This is a genomic window from Caulobacter endophyticus, assembly GCF_003116815.1.
In the GTDB taxonomy this organism is placed as follows: domain Bacteria; phylum Pseudomonadota; class Alphaproteobacteria; order Caulobacterales; family Caulobacteraceae; genus Caulobacter; species Caulobacter endophyticus.
In genome coordinates, this window is sequence record NZ_QDKQ01000068.1 from 20096 (window position 1) to 38903 (window position 18808).

18 protein-coding genes, 1 tRNA gene and 2 pseudogenes are annotated in these 18808 nt (G+C 69.1%); 6 read left to right on the forward strand and 15 right to left on the reverse strand.

The genetic code is table 11. The features are described 5' to 3' along the window. Positions 1–213: 213 nt before the first annotated feature. The gene (rplL, locus tag DDF67_RS20355) at positions 214–594 is read right to left on the reverse strand and encodes a 50S ribosomal protein L7/L12 (protein ID WP_058346458.1); all 381 of its coding nucleotides are present in this window, start codon (positions 592–594) and stop codon (positions 214–216) included. A gap of 46 nt (positions 595–640) precedes the next feature. Continuing rightward, a complete protein-coding gene (rplJ, locus tag DDF67_RS20360; RefSeq protein ID WP_109102656.1) occupies positions 641–1159 on the reverse strand; it encodes a 50S ribosomal protein L10 in 519 nt (172 codons plus the stop codon). 374 nt (positions 1160–1533) lie between these two features. Between rplJ and DDF67_RS20365 the strand changes: the two genes are divergently transcribed. Continuing rightward, complete coding sequence (locus DDF67_RS20365; RefSeq protein WP_109102657.1) at positions 1534–1911, forward strand: VOC family protein; 378 nt, start codon at positions 1534–1536, stop codon at positions 1909–1911. Positions 1912–2091: 180 nt separating this feature from the next. On the opposite strand, the gene DDF67_RS20370 is transcribed toward DDF67_RS20365, so the two are convergent. The 9 genes and pseudogenes from DDF67_RS20370 to DDF67_RS20420 form a co-directional block, all read right to left on the reverse strand. Next, positions 2092–3315, reverse strand: coding sequence for a TIGR03862 family flavoprotein (locus tag DDF67_RS20370; RefSeq protein WP_109102658.1), 1224 nt, complete (start codon positions 3313–3315; stop codon positions 2092–2094). 148 nt (positions 3316–3463) lie between these two features. After that, positions 3464–3703, reverse strand: a complete 240-nt coding sequence (locus DDF67_RS20380; protein WP_109102659.1) for a type II toxin-antitoxin system VapB family antitoxin — start codon at positions 3701–3703, stop codon at positions 3464–3466. A 126-nt stretch (positions 3704–3829) separates the two neighbouring features. Then, a complete protein-coding gene (gene rplA / locus DDF67_RS20385) occupies positions 3830–4519 on the reverse strand; it encodes a 50S ribosomal protein L1 (RefSeq protein ID WP_109102660.1) in 690 nt (229 codons plus the stop codon). 4 nt (positions 4520–4523) lie between these two features. Further along, complete coding sequence (rplK, locus tag DDF67_RS20390; RefSeq protein ID WP_058346464.1) at positions 4524–4955, reverse strand: 50S ribosomal protein L11; 432 nt, start codon at positions 4953–4955, stop codon at positions 4524–4526. 178 nt (positions 4956–5133) lie between these two features. Continuing rightward, the gene (locus DDF67_RS20395; RefSeq protein ID WP_109102661.1) at positions 5134–5631 is read right to left on the reverse strand and encodes a glycosyltransferase family 9 protein; all 498 of its coding nucleotides are present in this window, start codon (positions 5629–5631) and stop codon (positions 5134–5136) included. A gap of 433 nt (positions 5632–6064) precedes the next feature. After that, a pseudogene (locus DDF67_RS26425) lies at positions 6065–6475 on the reverse strand (tetratricopeptide repeat protein); the annotation flags it as partial. A gap of 173 nt (positions 6476–6648) precedes the next feature. Beyond that, the gene (gene nusG / locus DDF67_RS20410) at positions 6649–7206 is read right to left on the reverse strand and encodes a transcription termination/antitermination protein NusG (RefSeq protein WP_058346465.1); all 558 of its coding nucleotides are present in this window, start codon (positions 7204–7206) and stop codon (positions 6649–6651) included. Between the two features lie 14 nt (positions 7207–7220). Then, positions 7221–7532 carry a preprotein translocase subunit SecE gene (secE, locus tag DDF67_RS20415; RefSeq protein ID WP_058346466.1) on the reverse strand — a complete coding sequence of 104 codons (312 nt, stop codon included), beginning with the start codon at positions 7530–7532 and terminating at the stop codon, positions 7221–7223. Between the two features lie 63 nt (positions 7533–7595). Beyond that, positions 7596–7671, reverse strand: a tRNA-Trp gene (locus DDF67_RS20420). Positions 7672–7904: 233 nt separating this feature from the next. On the opposite strand from DDF67_RS20420, the gene DDF67_RS25810 reads away from it, so the two are divergent. Further along, positions 7905–8078, forward strand: a complete 174-nt coding sequence (locus DDF67_RS25810; protein ID WP_199229292.1) for a hypothetical protein — start codon at positions 7905–7907, stop codon at positions 8076–8078. A 64-nt stretch (positions 8079–8142) separates the two neighbouring features. On the opposite strand, the gene DDF67_RS20425 is transcribed toward DDF67_RS25810, so the two are convergent. Next, positions 8143–8538: a hypothetical protein gene (locus tag DDF67_RS20425; RefSeq protein ID WP_109102662.1), complete on the reverse strand. Its 396-nt coding sequence runs from the start codon at positions 8536–8538 to the stop codon at positions 8143–8145. A 271-nt stretch (positions 8539–8809) separates the two neighbouring features. Between DDF67_RS20425 and DDF67_RS20430 the strand changes: the two genes are divergently transcribed. After that, on the forward strand, positions 8810–9646 hold the full coding sequence (locus tag DDF67_RS20430) for a ferredoxin--NADP reductase (RefSeq protein ID WP_109102663.1): 837 nt from the start codon (positions 8810–8812) through the stop codon (positions 9644–9646). 70 nt (positions 9647–9716) lie between these two features. On the opposite strand, the gene DDF67_RS20435 is transcribed toward DDF67_RS20430, so the two are convergent. Next, complete coding sequence (locus DDF67_RS20435; protein ID WP_109102664.1) at positions 9717–10934, reverse strand: MFS transporter; 1218 nt, start codon at positions 10932–10934, stop codon at positions 9717–9719. Positions 10935–11025: 91 nt separating this feature from the next. Between DDF67_RS20435 and DDF67_RS20440 the strand changes: the two genes are divergently transcribed. From DDF67_RS20440 to DDF67_RS20450, 3 genes are all read left to right on the forward strand, one after another. Then, positions 11026–11820 carry an AraC family transcriptional regulator gene (locus DDF67_RS20440; RefSeq protein ID WP_109102665.1) on the forward strand — a complete coding sequence of 265 codons (795 nt, stop codon included), beginning with the start codon at positions 11026–11028 and terminating at the stop codon, positions 11818–11820. Between the two features lie 33 nt (positions 11821–11853). Further along, positions 11854–13068, forward strand: a complete 1215-nt coding sequence (locus DDF67_RS20445) for a molybdopterin molybdotransferase MoeA (protein WP_269845466.1) — start codon at positions 11854–11856, stop codon at positions 13066–13068. A 72-nt stretch (positions 13069–13140) separates the two neighbouring features. Next, positions 13141–15012: a nucleoside-diphosphate sugar epimerase/dehydratase gene (locus DDF67_RS20450; RefSeq protein ID WP_109102666.1), complete on the forward strand. Its 1872-nt coding sequence runs from the start codon at positions 13141–13143 to the stop codon at positions 15010–15012. Positions 15013–15186: 174 nt separating this feature from the next. On the opposite strand, the gene DDF67_RS20455 is transcribed toward DDF67_RS20450, so the two are convergent. Together DDF67_RS20455 and DDF67_RS25815 are read right to left on the reverse strand one after the other, a co-directional pair. Then, positions 15187–18543, reverse strand: a complete 3357-nt coding sequence (locus tag DDF67_RS20455; RefSeq protein WP_109102667.1) for an error-prone DNA polymerase — start codon at positions 18541–18543, stop codon at positions 15187–15189. A 4-nt stretch (positions 18544–18547) separates the two neighbouring features. Continuing rightward, positions 18548–18686, reverse strand: a pseudogene (locus tag DDF67_RS25815) (hypothetical protein); the annotation flags it as partial. Positions 18687–18808 lie beyond the last annotated feature (122 nt).

Consider the following 18808-nt stretch of genomic DNA (forward strand, 5'->3'; position numbering starts at 1 on the left):
GGGAGGTGTCGGCGGATCCGATGGAGGGGGACGTGACCTGTGAGACAGCGACCCGCCAGATCGTCGGAAGGAACTTCCCCTCCGCCCTTCGGGCCACCTCCCCCCCTTCAGGGGAAGGATCTGGGCAAACGAAAACGGGCCCGGAGGTTTCCCTCCGGGCCCGTCTCGTAAGGTCATGAAGACCAGATCCGCGTCAGGCGACGCGGAGCCGGATTACTTCACTTGGACCTTGGCGCCGGCTTCGGTCAGCTTCTTGGCGACTTCGTCGGCCTGCTGCTTCGAAACGTTTTCGACGACGTTCTGCGGAGCGCCTTCGACCAGGTCCTTGGCTTCCTTCAGGCCGAGGTCCGGACGGACGCCGCGGACTTCCTTGATCACGTTGATCTTCTTGTCGCCGCCGTCGACCAGGACAACGGTGAACTCGGTTTGCTCTTCAGCAGCTTCAACCGGAGCAGCAGCGCCACCGACGGCGGCCACGGCGACCGGAGCGGCGGCCGAGACGCCCCACTTTTCTTCCAGCAGCTTCGAGAGTTCAGCGGCTTCCAGCACCGACAGGGTGGACAGTTCTTCGACCAGCTTTTCGAGCTTCGACATGTGTCAGTTCCTTAGAGAGATTGGGATAGATTTGCGGGGATGACCGTTACGCGGCGTCTTTGGTCGCGTAGGCGTTGAAGACGCGAGCCAGCTGGCCGGCCGGAGCCTGCAGGACGCCAGCGATCTTGGTCGCCGGAGCCTGGATGAGGCCGATGAGCTTGCCACGCAGTTCGTCCAGCGACGGCAGGGTCGCCAGAGCGCGCACCGCGTTCTCGTCCAGCACGTTGGTCTGGTCCAGGACGCCACCGACAATCTTAAGCTTGTCGTTTTCCTTGGCGAACTGCACCGCGATCTTCGCGGCCGAGACAGCGTCCGGGCCGTAGGCGATGGCGACCGGACCGGTGAAGAGCTTATCGCCCTGTTCACCGAGCTTGCCGTCCAGAGCCTTGAGGGCCAGGGTGTTCTTCACAACCTTGATCGCGGCGCCTTCCTTGCGGAGGCGAAGACGAAGGTCGGTCATTTCCGCAACGGTCAGACCCATGTAGTGGGTCACGACGACAGCGCCGGCATCGGCGAAGACGCTTTTCAGCGACTCGATCGATTCCTGCTTTTGAGCGCGGTCCATTGCGGTCTCCTACTCAGTTGCAGGCGGCCGGACCATTCCGGCAGCCAGATGCTCGTCCCATGCGGAATTGCTCCCGCGCGCGAGTTGCATCAGCCTGTTCCAAGGAAAGTCGGCCGCGCACCTGACTCGGGCTAGGCCGCGAGTAGGAGGTCTTGGCGTCTCTATCCCTGTCTCCCGACGGCGAGGAAGGGCTCTTCCTCGATTATGGCGCTGGTGACCCCGCGCCCCGCAGTTCTCAAACAGGTTCGCCGCCAAACCGGAGTCCAGCGGAGAGGCGGGCCGTATAGAGGATTTGCGCAAGGAACGCAACGGGTGTCGGAACACAGCGCGCTCGAACGTCTTCAAGGCGGTGAAACCCGTGAAGGAGCCTTGCGATGCTCGGCCAGTTCGACGCCTCCCCCACCCTGCCCGTCAAGGACCTGGCCCGCGCCAGGCGCTTCTACGAGGAGACGCTGGGCCTCGCGCCCGAAGGCGATTCCGAGATGGGCGTACGGGCCTACCGCGCCGGCGGCGTGGTGCTGACCGTCTACGAATCCGAATTTTCAGGAACCAACCAGGGCACCGCCGTGACCTGGCCCGTCGGCCAGCGCTTCGACGCCGTGGTCGCCGCGCTGCGTGACAAGGGCGTGGCGTTCGAGACCTACGACATGCCGGGCGTCACCGTGGAGGACGGCGTGCATGGCGCCGGAGGGATGAAGCTCGTGTGGTTCAAGGACCCGGACGGCAACATCCACCACGTGGGTAGTTTCTGAGGGGGAGAGAGCTCCGCCCGCTCGCTCTTCTTCGCCCCTCTCCTCTGATTTCCCGGGCCTTGCGCCCAGGACCCATGCTTCAGCCTGCTCAGACCCTTCGAGTTCGGTACGGATCTGGGCAGCCGCCAGCCTGGGCCCTCGCCACAACGGCGAGGGAAGCGATGAAGATGATCGAGTTGCCTAAGCGCCCAGCCTCTCCTCCGCAGCCCTGGCCGCGGCCACGCCGGTGGCGAAGCAGGCCTGAAGCAGGTAGCCACCGGTCGGGGCTTCCCAGTCCAGCATCTCGCCGGCCAGGAACACGTCGGGACGCAAAGCCAGGGCCAGGCCGTCCAGTCCCTCGAAGGCGACCCCGCCAGCCGCTGAGATCGCCCTCTCCAGCGGCCGGGGCGCCGTCAGCCGGATCGGCGCGGCCTTGATCGCCGCGGCCAGGGCCGCCGGCTCGCCGGGCAGGTCCAGGCCATGGGCCTCGCGCAGCAGGTTCACCTCCACCGGCGACAGCTTCAGGGCCTTGCGCAGGTGATTGGCGAGGGACTGGCCGCCGCGCGCGCTCGACAGGCGGCGCTCCAGCGTCTCGGCCGGCAGGTCGGGGCGCAGGTCGATGGCCAGCATCGCCTCGCCGTCGCGGCCGATCGCCTCGCGCGGCGCGGCCCCCAGGGCGTAGACCGCCCCGCCCTCGATCCCGTAGCCGGCCACCATGGCGTCGCCCCGGGCCTGACGGCCCCCGCAGGTCAGGCGCACGTTCTTAAGCGGCTCGCCGGCGAAACGGTCGCGGAAGACCTCGCTCCAGCCCACCTCGAAGCCGCAGTTGGCCGGGGCGAAGGGCGCGATCCTGGCGCCCTGCCCCTCCAGCACGCCCGTCCAGGCGCCGTCGGAGCCGAGCTTGGGCCAGCTGGCCCCGCCCAGGGCCAGGACCGTCGCGCGCGGGCGCCAGGCCTCGCGGCCGTCCTGACCATCGACCAGCAGCGCGCCTTCGGCGTCCCAGCCCGCCCAGGCGCAGCGCGTGCGCAAGGTCACGCCCAGTCCTTCCAGACGCGCCAGCCAGGCCCGCAGCAGCGGCGAGGCCTTCATGGCCTTGGGAAACACCCGGCCGCTGGCGCCGACGAAGGTCTCCTGGCCCAGGTCCTTGGCCCAGGCGACCAGATCGACCGGCGTGAACGCCTCCAGCATCGGCCGCAGAACGCCAGCGCGCTCGCCATAGCGTGCCGCGAAGCGCTCGAAATCCTCGGAATGGGTCAGGTTCAGCCCGCCGCGCCCGGCCATCAGGAACTTGCGCCCGAAGGTCGGCATCTTCTCGAACACCACGACGCTGCGGCCCGCTTCGGCGAGGCGCTGGGCCGCGATCAGCCCGGCGGGCCCGCCGCCGACCACGGCGACGTCGATGATCCTGGAAGCGTTGGAAGTCACGCGGCCTCGATATCCGTCAGAGTAAAGTCGCCGCCCTTCGCTATCGCCGAGGTCACGACAACTTCAGCTCCCGCCAACCTCAGGCGAAAGGCATCCGCCTCCGGCTCACCGAGGAGTATGGCCGTCCAGGCCAAAGCATCGACGAACATCAATCGTCGTTGAGGCTGTCGAAGAACGCCTTGTCGGCCTTGAGGCCCGTCCTCGGCACACGAGCCATCCGGTCGCTGATCGCCCGCATGTTCGCCAGCTTCTCCTCCCTCGCCTTCTCGCGCGCCGCTAGGGCCTCGGCGGCGGCCAGCTTTACTGTCTCAGTGATGCCAAGACGCGTCTTCTCGGCCAGCTGGCGCACCAGGGCGTCGGTCTCGGGATCGCGGATGTGGAAGGCCATGACCAATCTCCGTCTAGACGAAAGTTAGCATCGGCTAGCCGCGCCAAACAGAGGGCCTCAAACGCAAGACGGGCGCTGGATCGCTCCAGCGCCCGCCTCCGAAGTCAGTGAACTCCGACCGGTCGATTAGACGCCGATCGAGGCCACGTCGACCTTGAAGCCCGGACCCATCGTCGACGACAGGCCGATCTTCTTGACGTAGACGCCCTTGGCGCCCGACGGCTTGGCCTTGTTCAGGGCGTCGATCAGAGCCTTGACGTTGATCAGCAGGGCTTCCTCGGTGAACGAGGCCTTGCCGATGCCGGCGTGCACGATACCGGCCTTTTCGACGCGGAACTCGACGGCGCCGCTCTTGGCGTCCTTGACGGCCTGGGCGACGTTCGGGGTCACGGTGCCGACCTTCGGGTTCGGCATCAGGCCGCGCGGGCCCAGCACCTTACCGAGGCGACCGACCAGGGCCATCATGTCCGGCGAGGCGATGACGCGGTCGAAGTCCATGAAGCCGTTCTGGATCTTTTCGACCAGGTCTTCGGCGCCGACGACTTCGGCGCCGGCGGCGGTGGCTTCGGCGGCCTTGGCGTCCTTGGCGAAGACGGCGACGCGAACGTCACGGCCCGTGCCCGACGGCAGTTGAACGACGCCACGGACCTGCTGGTCGGCGTGACGCGGGTCGACGCCCAGGTTCACCGAGATCTCGATGGTCTCGTCGAACTTGGCCTTGGCGTTGGCCTTCACCAGAGCGATGGCTTCGGCGACGGCGTGGGTGGCGTCACGGTCGCCGGTCCAGGCCTTGATGCGCTTGGGTTGGGTAGCCATTGGATTAGGCCTCCACGATCTTCAGGCCCATGGCCTTGGCGGAGCCTTCGATGATCTTGGCGGCGGCCTCGATGTCGTTGGCGTTCAGGTCCTTCATCTTCTTTTCGGCGATTTCGCGCAGTTGGGTGCGCGTCACTTCGCCGACGGTCTCACGACCGGTCAGCTTCGCGCCGGACTTCAGGCCGGTGATCTGCTTCAGGTAGTGGGTCGCCGGAGGCGTCTTGGTGATGAAGGTGAACGACTTGTCCTGGTAGACCGTGATCACGGTCGGCAGGGGGGTGCCCTTTTCGACGTTCTCGGTGCGCGCGTTGAACTCCTTGCAGAAGCCCATGATGTTGACGCCGCGCTGACCCAGAGCCGGGCCGATGGGGGGCGAAGGCGTGGCCGAGCCAGCCTTCACCTGGAGCTTGATGTAGCCCAGGATCTTCTTAGCCATACTATCCTCTCGTGAGGGCCGGGGCCCTCGCTGGTGAGCCGTGGTGCGGGCTTGGCGGCCCTGCCACGGATTTGGTTCCGCCTTAACGGCGAACACGCCCCGGAATCAGATCCCGGAGCGAGGTCGCGGCGTGTAGCAGGCGTGGGGCGGAGAGTCCAGCCGGCCAGGCGGGAGCGCTTCAGACGCGGGCGGCGACCAGAGCGGCCAGGTCGCGTGCCGCGGCCTCGACAGCGGGGATCCAGCCCTCCTCGAGCGAGGCCTGCCGATAGAGTTTCATCGAGCCGTACCACGCGGTGTCCGCCCCGGTCACGCCCCAGCGCCAGTCGGGCGCGAACGGGATCATGGTCCAGACCGGCCGCCCCAAGGCCCCGGCCAGGTGGCACGGGGCCGAATCCACCGACACGACCAGATCCGCCAGGGTCATCACGGCGGCAGTATCGGCAAAGTCCTTCAGTTCGCCGCCCAGATCGAGCACGCCCAGCCGGCGAGGCAGGTCGGCGGCCGCCGGCCCCTTCTGCAGGCTGATCCAGCGCACGCCGGGGACCTGCAGCAAAGGCGCGAGGTCGGCCAGCGCCATCGAGCGGTTGTGATCGTTGGTATGGTCGGGGTTGCCCGCCCAGACCAGAGCGACGGTAAGGTCGGCGCTGTCGCCCAGGCGGGCCTTCCATGCCGCCACGCGCCCCCGGGGGCGCCGACAGGTAGCCGCCGCGCGCCGGAATCGTCTCCAGCCGGGTCCCGCAATAGAGCGGCAGGCTGGGCAGGGGGCAGCAGACGTCGAACGAGGGCCTGTCTCCCGGCTCCAGCACCCGTACGCCGCCCAGCGAGGCGCGGGCCAGGGCCGTCAGCGGGCCGGGAACCATGGCCGTGACCCCCACGCCTTGCTCCGCCAGCCGCGGCAGGAACCGCAGAAACTGCAATCCGTCGCCCAGCCCCTGTTCGCCATAGGCCAGCAGGGTGCGTCCACGAATGTCCTCGCCTCGCCACTGGGGCGCAAAGCCGGGATCGGCGCCTTCCACCCGCGACTCGCGAAATTCGTAGTCGATCAGCCCGGAGGCGAAGTCACCTTCGAGCAGGCTGAGGAAGCCGCGGCCGAAGCGAGCGTCGATGTGATCCGGCGCCAACTGCAAGGCCGCCTCGAAGGCGGCCCTGGCCTCGGTCAGCCGGCCCAGATAGCGCAGGATATTGCCCAGGGCGGCCATGATCAGCGGATCGTTCGGGTCGGCGGCGGCAGCCCGGCGGGCATGCGGTTCGGCCGCTGTCGGCGACACAGTCTGCAGAAGCATCAAGGCCAGGGACGCCTCGGCGCGGGCGTTGGCCGGATCGAGGGTGACGGCGGCGCGGAACGCCTGCCCGGCGGCCTTCCACTTGCGCTCCCCGCGCAGGGCCAGGCCGAGATGATAGTGCGCCGGAGCCGAACGCGGATTCACCGCCACCACGGCCCGCAGGGCGACCTCCGCCGGCCGCGTCCGCCCCGCCTGCAGGTGCGCGATCGCGGCGTCGTACTTGTGCTCCTGCCTCATACGATCGTGGCGCACGGCCCGCCCTCCTCTCGCGACACGCGAGGGCTAAAGGCGCCAAGGCGCCGCGCCACTGGCCTTTAGCACAGCGACAGACGGGAAAAGCGGAGCCCGAAAAGCAAAAACCCCGCGCCGTCGCCGGCGCGGGGTTTTCGAAAGCTCGATGGAGGGATCGCCTAGGCGATCTTCTCGACCTGGCTGTATTCCAGTTCGACCGGAGTGGCGCGGCCGAAGATCGAGACGGTGACCCGCAGGCGGGCCTTCTCCTCGTCGACCTGCTCGACCGAGCCGTTGAAGCTGGCGAACGGACCGTCGATGACGCGGACGTTCTCGCCGACTTCGTACAGCACGACGGTCTTGGGCTTCTCGACGCCCTCTTCGATCGCGCCGACGATGCGCTGGACTTCCTTTTCGGAAACCGGCGTCGGCTTGGAGCCGCTGCCCAGGAAGCCCGTCACCTTCGGGGTGTTCTTGATCAGGTGGTAGGCCTCGTCCGAGAGGTTCATCTTCACCAGGACGTAGCCCGGGAAGAACTTGCGCTCGGCGTTGACCTTGCGGCCGCGGCGGATCTCGACGACGTCCTCGGTCGGCACCAGGATCTCGGAGAAGCTGTCTTCCAGGCCCTGGGCCTTGGCTTGCTCACGGATGCTCTCGGCCACCTTCTTCTCGAAGTTCGAGTAGGCGTGGACGATGTACCACTTGTGGTTCGGGTTGGTCGCGGTTTCGGTGCTCATGGTCTTTATATGTCTTATCCGGCCGCGAACTTCAGCAGCAGATTGGCCAGCGTACCCAGAATCCAGTCGACGCCGAAGAAGAACACAGAGGCGACGATCACCATGATGAAGACCATCACCGAGGTGATCCAGGTCTCCTTGCGGGTGGTCCAGGTGATCTTGCGGGCCTCGGCGCGCACTTCACGGATGAACTGCACCGGGTTGAAAGGCTTCTTGGGGGCGGCGGCCGCCGCGGACGGAGCCTGACCGGCAGGGGCCAGCGCCGCGGCCGTACGGGCGGCGCGGTTCTTGATCGCTGACGGGCTGGATCCCGGTTTCCTGGCCATGGTTTCAGAGGCTCGCGTATCTGACAGGCCGGGCCGAACGCCGGACCGGCCGATGACATATAGTGGCAGGAGTGGAGGGACTCGAACCCCCGGCCCTCGGTTTTGGAGACCGATGCTCTACCAGCTGAGCTACACTCCTGCAGAACTCCGGTCCCGATAGAGAGGACCGCAGCCTTGGCGTCGGTCGAGGCCGGAGGGCCGCGAGCGGCGCCGCCGACGCTTCCCAGCGCCAGAGCGGCGTCGTGTAGCAGGGTCGTTTGCGCCCGGCAAGCGGATCAGGAGGCCTTCGACACGCGTTGTTGCGTAAGTCGCGGGCCAAACGGCGCCTTTTCACAGGTTTCTTGGCCCGCCCCGCCCTTGAAAGGATGAAATATGGCCGCGAACACCGGCGAGCGCCCCTCCAATCGAGAGGTCGAGCACGAGAATCAGCGACCGAATCCGAACGCAGACGGCAAGCCGCCCCGCCCCGCCACCGAACCGGCCGGCGCCGAAGACAGCGTCGATACGTCGAAGACGCGAACCGACCCCGGCTCCGGCGAAGGCTGAAGCGCAACCTTCACCGAAGCCCTAGAGCCGTTCGAAGAGCGGACGGCGAAGCGATCGGGCGGCCTCAGCCGTCTTTCTTTTCCTCCGCGCCCGTCGAGGCGCTCGGCGTCGCCGCCGCGCACTGGACGTTCAGGTAGGACCATTTGACGTCCGTGAGCTCACGGCCGCATTCGGTGTTCTTGCCCTGGTCGCGACCACGCAGCGAGACGCCGACCCCCTTGGCGGGGTCCGGAGCCGGGCTGGCGCTGGAAACGTCGTAATAGCCGCCATTGGGGCCGCGCACGACGAGGCACTTGGTGTTCTCGACCGGCCGCACGCAGCCGCTCGCCGTCACCGACTTGCCTTCCAGGGTCACTTGTTGGGCCTTGGCGGCTTTGGATTGGGCGCCGCCTTCACAACCCGCTACGCCTAACGCAAACAGACTGGCCGCCGCGGCGGCCATCACGAACCTTACCCGCATACGTTCCTCCGTATCGTTGGCTTCGCGAACGAAGCAAAAGGAAGTCTGCGCCCCGTTTGGGTGGCCGGCAATCACATTTTTGACACAGTCGGAAAAAGCGAACCGCGTTATTTTGGGCTGCTCGTAGAATTTTTTCTCAAAGCGGGTTCAGAGAGCAAAAGTTGACATCCGCTCTCAACTTCTCACATGAGACGCGGGTCGCTTTCAGGGCCGGAGCGACGCCCGACTTTTCTTACGCACGTCGCGCGCGAACAGGATCGATATCACAGACATGACGGCCGAGACCGCCACCGCCGCCGCCCCTGCTCCCGCCAAGGAGTCCCCGCATCACCTGGAGACCGTCCTCTGGGTCAAGCACTGGACCGACCGGCTGTTCAGCTTCGCCATCACCCGTCCGGCCAGCTTCCGCTTCCGCTCGGGCGAGTTCGTGATGATCGGCCTGCCCGCCCGCGAGGAACTGGGCGAGAAGAAGCCGGTCCTGCGCGCCTACTCGATCGGCTCGCCCTCGTTCGCCGAGGAGCTGGAGTTCTTCTCGATCAAGGTGCCCGACGGCCCCCTGACCTCGCGCCTGCAGCAGATCAAGGCCGGCGACCAGATTCTTCTCGGCAAGAAGCCGACCGGCACCCTGGTGCTGGACGCGGTCAAGCGGGGCAAGCGCCTGTTCCTGTTCGGCACCGGCACGGGCCTGGCCCCGTGGCTGTCGGTCGCCCGCGACCCCGACGCCTACAGCCGCTTCGAGAAGGTGATCGTCGCCCACGGCGTGCGCGAAGTGCAGGAGCTGGCCTATCGCGACCTGTTCACCAGCGAGATCCACGAGGATCCGCTGGTCGGCGACGAGGCCAAGGCTCAGCTCGTCTACTACCCCACCGTCACCCGCGAGGCGTTCGAGCGGCAGGGCCGCTTCACCGACCTGATCACCAGCGGCAAGCTGTTCGAGGACCTGGGCCTGGAAGGCGGCAAGTTCGATCCCGAGCACGACCGCGCCATGCTGTGCGGCTCGATGGCCATGATCAAGGACACCGCCGCCCTGCTGGAGGCCCACGGCCTGGTCGAGGGCTCCAACGCCGAGCCCGGCGACTTCGTCATCGAGCGCGCCTTCGTCGGCTGATCCAGCCAGGGTCGCTTCAAACGAAAAGGCCAGCCGCGAGGCTGGCCTTTTTGCTGTCTGGCCTGAGCCCTCATCGCCTCCGGGTGTTCGGCAGGAAGGCGGCCAGCAGGCCAAGGGCCGGCAGCACGGCGCAGACCTTGTAGACGGTCTCGACGCCCTTCCAGTCGGCCAGTTCGCCCAGCACCGCAGCCCCCAGGCCGCCCATGCCGAACGAGAAGCCGAAGAACAGGCCCGAGATCATGCCGATCCGGCCCGGCGCCAGCTCCTGGGCCAGCACCACGATGGCCGGGAAGGCCGAGGCCAGCAGCAGGCCGATGATCACGACCAGCGGTCCGGTCCAGAACAGGTCGGCGTAGGGCAGAGCCAGCGTGAACGGCAGCACGCCCAGGATCGAGATCCAGATCACCGCCTTGCGGCCGAAGCGGTCGCCCACCGGTCCGCCGGCGACCGTGCCCAGGGCCACCGCCGCCAGGAAGGCGAAGAGGTGCATCTGGGCGCTCTCGACCGAAACGTGGAAGCGCTCGATCAGGTAGAAGGTGAAGTAGCTGGTCAGGCTGGCCATGTAGACGTACTTCGAGAAGATCAGCACCAGCAGGATGGCGATGCCCTTGCCGGCCGCGCCCTTGGGCAAGTCGAGGGCGATCTTGCGGCCGCCGCCCGCCGCCAGGCGCGCCGCGCCGTGATGGCGGGCCCAGACGGCGACGTTCCACAGCACCGCCCCGGCCAGCAGGGCCAGCAGCGCGAACAGCGCCAGGCTCGATTGGCCCCAGCGCACGACGACCAGGGCCGCGGCCAGCGGTCCAAGCGCCTGGCCGGCGTTGCCGCCCACCTGGAACAGCGACTGGGCCAGGCCCGGCCGGCCGCCCGCCGCCATCCGCGCCACCCGCGAGGACTCCGGGTGGAACACCGACGAGCCGACGCCCAGCAGGCACGCGCCCAGCAGGACAAGGCCGTAGACGTGGGCCACCGACAGCACCGCCAGGCCCGCCAGCGAGAACAGCGTCCCGCCCGGCAGCACCCACGGGTTGGAGCGGCGGTCGGCATAGAGCCCCACCAGCGGCTGCAGGATCGAGGCGGTGATCTGGTAGGCCAGGGTGACCAGGCCGATCTCGCCGAAGCTCAGGTGCAGGTCGATCTTCAGGTTCGGATAGATGGCCGGCAGCAGCGACTGCATCATGTCGTTGAGCAGGTGGCAGCCGCTGATGGCGAGGATCACGCCGAACACCGTGGTCTGCGCCTGCGGGCTGGACGGATCGGCGGCGGGGGATCGGATCGCGGTGTCGGTCATCGAGCTCTTCCAGTGAAGGTGCGACCGCGATAGGACCTGAAACAGCGTCCCGCATTCCGCATCGGGACTTTCACTTTCGCAAGTGGGACAGATGGCCAAGCCCTGGGTCAATCCCGACGACTACGACCGCTCCCCCCGTCCGGTGGTCGCCACCGGCAACGAATACCCGCCCTCGTTCGAGCTGGACTGGCACCAGCACGGGCGCGGCCAGCTGCTCTACGCCGCCGCCGGCGTGGCCGTGGTCTCAACGCCGCACGGCGCCTGGATCGCCCCGCCCGAACGCGCCGTCTGGACGCCGGCGGGCGTGCCCCACTCAGTCCGCATGGTCGGCGCGGTCAGCACCCGCAGCGTGCTGCTCGACGAGCGGGCGTCGTCCGCGCTGGGCGACGCCGGGCGGGTGATCGGCGTCTCGCCGCTGGTGCGCCATCTGCTGATCGCCGCCTGCGACATCCCCGTCGATTACGACGAGGCAGGCCGCGACGGCCTGGTCATGAACCTGCTGCTGGCCGAGCTGGCCCGCGCGCCGGTGATCCCGCTGGCGGTGCCCTTCCCCGCCCTGCCCGCCCTGGCCCGCCGCTGCCACGCCTTTCTCGAGCGCCCGACCCCGCACGAGACCATCGACGACTGGTGCGGCGAACTGGGCCTTGGCCGCAGGGCCTTCACCCGCGCCTTCCGCCGCGAGACCGGCATGAGTTTCGGCGCCTGGCGGCAACAGGCCCTGTTGCTCGCCGCCCTGCCTCGTCTCGCGGCCGGCGAGCCGGTGACGACCATCGCCCTGGACCTTGGCTACGACAGCCCGGCCGCCTTCTCGACCATGTTCAAGCGCCTGCTGGGCATTCCGCCAAACCGGTACAAGCCGGGCGGGGCCGGCGCAGGTTTCGATTGACCCACGCCGCCCCCTGACGGAGACCTCCGGTCCGTGAGCCAGACCCTGAAGAACCTGACCGTCGAGGACGCCCGCGGCCGCATGCTGGACGGCGCCGCGCGCCTGGGCGTCGAGGCCGTCGCCTTGTCTCAGGCCGTCGGCCGGATGCTGGCGGAAGACATCGTCGCTGACCGCCACCAGCCGCCCTTCGACGCCTCGGCCATGGACGGCTGGGCGATCCGGCGGGCCGACTACGGCGCTGTCGACAGCTTCGCGATCGTCGGCGAAAGCGCCGCCGGCCGGGCCTACCGGCAGGCTGTGCAGGCTGGCCAGGCGGTGCGGATCTTCACCGGCGCCCCCGTGCCGGCCGGCGCCGACCTTGTTGTCATCCAGGAGGAGGCGACCCGCGACGGCGAGCGCGTGACCTTCGCGGCGGGCGACAATCCCAAGACCAACATCCGCCCGGCCGGCGGCGACTTCCGTTCGGGCGATCGCCTGCTGGAGGCCGGCGTGCGCGTCGATCCCTGGCGGCTGTCGCTGGCCGCCGCCGCCGGCCGCGCCGAGCTTTCGGTCGTTCGCCGCCCCAAGGTGGCGATCCTGGCCACCGGCGACGAACTGGTTGCGCCCGGCGGCGCGCCCGCGTCCGACCAGATCTTCGAGTCCGGATCGTTCAGCCTGGCGGCCCTGATCGAGGCCTGGGGCGGACAGGCGATCAAGCTCGCTCCCGCCGCCGACTCCGTCGAGGCCATCGCCGCCGCCGTGGCCGGCGCGGCCGTCGACCTGGTGGTGACGATCGGCGGGGCCTCGGTCGGAGACTACGATCTGGTCAAGCCCGCCATGCAGCGGCTGGGCCTGGATCTGCGCGTCCAGACCATCGCCCTGCGCCCGGGCAAGCCCACTTGGTTCGGCTTCATCGAGGGCGGTCGCCGGGTGCTGGGCCTGCCGGGCAATCCGGCCTCGGCCCTGGTCTGCGCCGAGCTCTTCCTGCGCCCGTTGCTGGCGGCCCTGTCAGGCGCCGATGCGGCCCTGCCGTTCGGCGTCGCGCGCCTGGCCGCCCCCCTGCCCGCCAACGGCCCACGCGAGCACTGGATGCGCGCGGCCCGCACGATCGACGCCGAGGGCCGGGTGAGCGTCACCCCCTTCCCCGACCAGGATTCCTCGCTGGTCGGCGTTTTCGCCCGCGCCGACGCCCTGGTCATGCGCCCGGCCGGCGCGCCAGCCGCCCTGGCTGGCGATCTAGTGACCACCCTGGCGCTGGCCCGCGCCTGAATCGGCCCTGAATCGGCGACGAGCCGTCAGGAGCGTGCTAATCCGCGAAAGTTGAACGGAGTTCGAGCGTCCATGGGTCGCGCCGGCAAGATCGCAGCGCATGTTTTCCTGGCCTTCCTGGCCTTGCTGATCGGGCAGGTGCTGGCCGCCGGCTTCGACACCGACCGGCCGGGCCTGCTGGCCCATGCCGGCCTCTACGCCCTGTCAGCCTTCGTTGTGGAGCTGCTGTTCCGGCTGGAGCGGGCGCCCTGGCGGTTCGTAGCCGCCGCCGACCACCTGCGCATCGCCCGCTCGGCGGCCCTGACGGCCCTGACCTTCTCGCTGCTGGCGCACCTGTTCCTGCCCGACCTCGACGGCGGCCTGCGGACCATCCTGGGCGCCTTCGTCGTGCAGATCGGCCTGCTGGCCGCCCTGCGCGTCGGCCGCCGGGCCCTGCACGAGGGCGTGCTGGCCGAGGCCCTGCTGCGCCTGCGTCCTGCGCCCGCCCACCCGGCCCTGCCGCGCCTGCTGATCATCGGCACGGCCGCCGAGGCCGAGGCCTTCCTGCGCGAGCCGGCTCTGGCCGAGCGCTACGCCGTGGTCGGCCTGCTCACTCCCCAGGCCCGAGAGACCGGCGACGAGATCCGCGGCGTCTGCGTGCTGGGCGCCATCGACCGCTTCGACGCCGTCATGCGCCAGCTCAGCGACGGCGGCCTGTCGCCGGCCGCCGTACTGTTCCTGGCCGAGGCGCCCCTGAGCGCCTTCGGGGCCGAGCGCCTGGGCCGGCTGAAGAGCGAGGGCGTGCGCCTGCTGCGTCGCCAAGGCGTGGTCGAGATGGGCGAAGGTCCCACGGCGGCCGCTCTGCGCGAGATCAGCCTTGAGGAGCTGCTCAGCCGCGCGCCCGTGCGCCTCGACCCCGCCCCCGTCCGCGCCCTGGTCAGCGGCCGCCGCGTGCTGGTCACCGGGGCCGGCGGCAGCATCGGCTCGGAGCTGTGCCGCCAGATCGCCGCCAGCGGCGCGGCCCACCTGACCCTGGTCGACGCCTCGGAAGCCAACCTCTTCCTGATCGACCGCGAGATCGCCGAGGCCTGGCCGGCCCTGCCGCGCCGCGAGGCCCTGTGCGACGTGCGCGACGAAGGCCGCGTGACCCGCCTGCTGGCTGCCGAGCAGCCGGACATCGTCTTCCATGCCGCCGCCCTCAAGCACGTGCCGATGGTCGAGAGCCATCCGTGCGAGGGCGTGCGCACCAACGTGCTGGGCACCCGCAACGTCGCCATGGCCGCCAAGGCCGCCGGCGCGTCGCACTTCGCCCTGATCTCGACCGACAAGGCCGTGGCCCCCTCCAGCGTCATGGGCGCCACCAAGCGCGTGGCCGAGGCCGTGGCCCGCCAGTTCGGCGGCGGCGGCAGGATGCGGGTCGGCGTCGTGCGCTTCGGCAACGTGCTGGGCTCGGCCGGCTCGGTCGTGCCGGTGTTCCGCCACCAGATTGCCCGCGGCGGCCCGGTCACCCTGACCGACGCCAATGTCGAGCGCTACTTCATGACCATCCCCGAGGCGGTGTCGCTGGTTCTGCGGGCCGTCGCCCAGTCGGCCGCCGACGCCGCCCCGCCGGCCGGCGTGCTGACGCTGGAAATGGGCGAGCCGGTGAAGATCATCGATCTCGCCCATCGGATGATCGAGCTGCAGGGCCTCGTCCCCGGCAAGGACATCGAGATCCGCATCACCGGCCTGCGTCCGGGTGAGAAGCTCACCGAGGAACTGGTCGACATCAACGAGACCGCCGCGCCGAAAACGGCCGGCGTGATCGAGGCCACGCCCGTAGTGCCGACGCCGCGCATCGACGAGGCGACCCTGGCCGCCCTAGAAGCCGCCGCCGTCGCCGGCGACGAGTTCGGCGTGCGGGCGCAGCTGTTCGCCCTGGTCGAGCGCCTGCGGGCGACGACGGCGGAGAAGGCGACCGCCTGATCTTTCCACCTCGCGGCTCGAACGCGCGAGACAGTCGTCCATAACCGTAAAACCCCCGCGAAGGCGGGGCCCCAGGCGTTTTATCGTCGAGCGCCGCGCGTTTCAGAAAAAGCCTGGGTCCCCGCCTTCGCGGGGATTTTACGGAAGGAAGAGCAAGCGCCTTCCCTGTTCTCCTCAGTGAAAATCCCGGCTGCGCAGCAGGCGCCCGGACACCTTCTGGCGCACTCTCGGCGCCGGCGCGCCCGGCTCGTCCCTCAGCGTCGACAGCTGCGCCGACAAGTCGGTGAAGCCCTCGGCGACGATGTGGATCACGCCCTCGGCCGCCTGTACGCGGCCGTGCACCACCAGGAAGGAGGCGGTCATCACCACGTTGCGGTCGGCCTCGAAGCGGTCCTTCCAGACGACCGCGTTGGCCACGCCCGTCTCGTCCTCCAGGGTGACGAACACCACGCCCTTGGCCGTGCCCGGCCGCTGGCGGATCAGGACAAGCCCCCCGACCGACACCTTCTGGCCGTTCCTGAACCTGGGCAGCTGGTCGGCGGTCACCGCGCCCATCTTAGCCAGCATCGGCCGGTAGAAGCCGCACGGATGGGCCTTCAGGGAAAGGCTGGTGGTGCGGTAGTCCTCGGCCACCTCCTGCGGCGCGCCCATGGCCGGCAGGGCGACCCTGTCCTCGAACAGCGGCAGGCCGGCCAGCAGCGGGGCCTGGACCGGCGCCTTGTGTTCGCCCTTCAGCCCCTTGACCGCCCATAGCGCCTCGCGCCGCGACAGCCCCACCGAGGCGAAGGCGTCGGCCTCGGCCAGCAGCTCCAGGGCCCGCTGGGGCACGCCGCCCTGCGCGAACTCGGCCGGGGTGCGCGCACCTTCGTCGCGGGCTTTCGACAGGGCTTTGACGTCGGCTTCCTTGAGTCCCTTGATCTGGCGGAAACCCAGGCGCAGCGCCTTCCAGCGGGGACGGGTGTCCTCGTTGGAGACGAAGCGTGGGTCTCGTCGCTCCTCCCCCGAGAAACGGGGGAGGTGGCGCGGTGCGGATACGCACCGTGACGGAGGGGGCGAGTGACGGAGCGCGGCGCTTGAACTCGCCCCCTCCACCGCTTCGCGGTCCCCCTCCCCCGCTGAAGCGGGGGAGGAACGATGTTCCAGCGTGCAGTCCCAATCACTGCTCATCACATCCGGCGGCCGCACCTCGACCCCGTGCTCGCGGGCGTCGCGCACCAGCTGCGAGGGTTGGTAGAAACCCATCGGCTGGGAATTGATCAGGGCCGCGCAGAACACGTCCGGCCAGGCCCATTTGATCCAGGCCGAGATGTAGACGAGCTTGGCGAAGCTGGCCGCGTGGCTTTCCGGAAAGCCGTAGTGGCCAAAGCCCTCGATCTGCTTGAAGCAGCGCTCGGCGAAGTCGCGCTGGTAGCCGCGCGCCACCATGCCCTCGACGAACTTCACCCGATACTCGGCCGGCGTGCCCAGGTTGCGGAAGGTGGCCATCGCCTTGCGCAGGCCGTCGGCCTCGTCGGGCGAGAACTTGGCCGCCTCGATGGCCAAGCTCATGGCCTGTTCCTGGAACAACGGCACGCCGTAGGTCTTGCCGAGAATGCCCTTCAGTTCGTCTTCAGAACCATGCTTCGGATCCGGCTTGGGCCAGTCCACCGGCTCCAGCTTGTTCCGGCGCTTGAGATACGGATGCACCATGTCGCCCTGGATCGGCCCGGGGCGCACGATCGCCACCTCGATGACCAGATCGTAGAACTCCCGGGGCCGCAGCCTGGGCAGCATCGACATCTGCGCCCGGCTCTCCACCTGGAACACCCCGATGCTGTCGGCCACGCACAGCATGTCGTAGACGCCCGCCACCTCCTTGGGCACGTCGGCCAGGTCATGGATCGGCTCGCCGTGATCGGCCCGCAGCATGCCGAAGGCCCGCTGGATCGCCGTCAGCATGCCAAGCGCCAGCACGTCGACCTTCATCAGCGACAGGCTGTCGATGTCGTCCTTGTCCCACTCGATGAAGGTGCGGTCCTTCATCGCCGCGTTGCCGATCGGCACGGTCTCGTCCAGCCGCCGCTTGGTCAGCACGAAGCCGCCCACGTGCTGCGACAGGTGGCGGGGAAAGCCCATCAGCTCGGTGGCCAGGGCCACGGCGCGGGCGATCTCCGGGGCCTTGGGATCCAGTCCTGCGTTCTTCAGGTGCTCCTCGGGCAGGCCGTCGCCCCAGCTGCCCCAGACCGTGCCGGCCAGCAGGCTGGTGACGTCCTCGGTCAGCCCCAGCGCCTTGCCGACGTCGCGGATGGCGCTGCGCGGGCGGTAATGGATCACCGTGCCGCAGATGGCCGCATATTCCCGGCCATAGCGCTTGTAGACGTACTGCATCACCTCCTCGCGCCGCTCGTGCTCGAAGTCGACGTCGATGTCGGGCGGCTCGCCCCGGTTCTCGGAGATGAAGCGGGTGAACAGCAGCCGGTGCTCGGTGGGATCGATGGCCGTCACCCCCAGGCAGAAGCAGACCGAGGAATTGGCCGCCGAACCGCGCCCCTGGCACAGGATTCCCATCGACCGCGCCTCACGCACGATGTCGTGCACGGTGATGAAGTAGTTGGGGTAGTCCATCTTGGCGATCAGCCGCAGCTCTTCCTTCAGCTGGGCGGCCACCTTTGGCGGAACCCCGTCCGGATAGCGCCAGGCCGCCCCGGCCCAGGTCAGGTCGGTCAGGTGCTGCATCGAGGTCTTGCCCGGCGGCACCGGTTCGTCGGGATACTCTTCCTTCAGATCCTTGAGGTCGAAGCCGATGCGATCGACGATCTCGACGGTGCGCGCGATGGCCCGCGGCCAGCGCTCGAAGAGGCGCGCCATCTCGGCCGGGGCCTTGATGTGGCGCTCGGCGTTGGCCTCCAGCCGGAAACCGGCCTCCTGGATCGTGCAATGCTCGCGCACGCAGGTGATCACGTCCTGCAGGGGCCGCCGCTCGGGACCGTGATAGAGCACGTCGTTGGTGGCGACCATCGGCGCCCCGGCGCCCTCCCCCAGGGCGTCCAGCCTCGCCAGGCGCTTGAGGTCCTGGGCTGCGTAGGCGCGGGACGCGGCCAGCCATACCCGGCCTTTCAGCGCGGCGGCGATGCGATGCAGGTCGGCCTCGAAGGCCGCGTCCAGCGTCTGGGGCGGCACGACCAGGACCAGTTGCCCCTCGCCGTGCTCGACGAAGTCGGCCCACGACAGGATGCATTCGCCCTTGCCCGCCCGCCGCTGGCCCACCGTCAGCAGGCGGGTCAGCCGCGCGAAGGCCTCGCGGTCGGAGGGATAGCACAGCAGGCTCGGCGTTCCGTCGGCGAAATCCAGGCGACAGCCGGCCAGGGCCCGGACCTTCAGCTTCCTGGCGGCCGTCCAGGCCCGCACCACCCCGGCCAGGCTGTTGCGGTCGACCACGCCCACGGCGGCAAGGCCCAGGGCCTCGGCGGTCAGCATCAGCTCCTCGGCGTGGGAGGCCCCGCGCAGGAACGAGAAGTTGGTCGTGGCCTGGAGCTCGGCATAGGCTGTCATGAAGCTCCTCCCTCGCGAAGCGGGGGAGGTGGCGCGCTGCGGATACGCAGCGTGACGGAGGAGGCGACGGCTCGCACGGCGCCCAGTCTAGCCCCCTCCACCGCTTCGCGGTCCCCCTCCCCCGTTTCACGGGGGAGGAGCAAGGATGAGCCGGCCAGCAAGATCCTCCCCCCGTGGGGGAGGTGTCCGCGAAGCGGACGGAGGGGGGAGCGGCTGGTGAACGTCAGCCGTCGCGGAAGCTGAGAACGGCCCCCCTCCGGCCCTA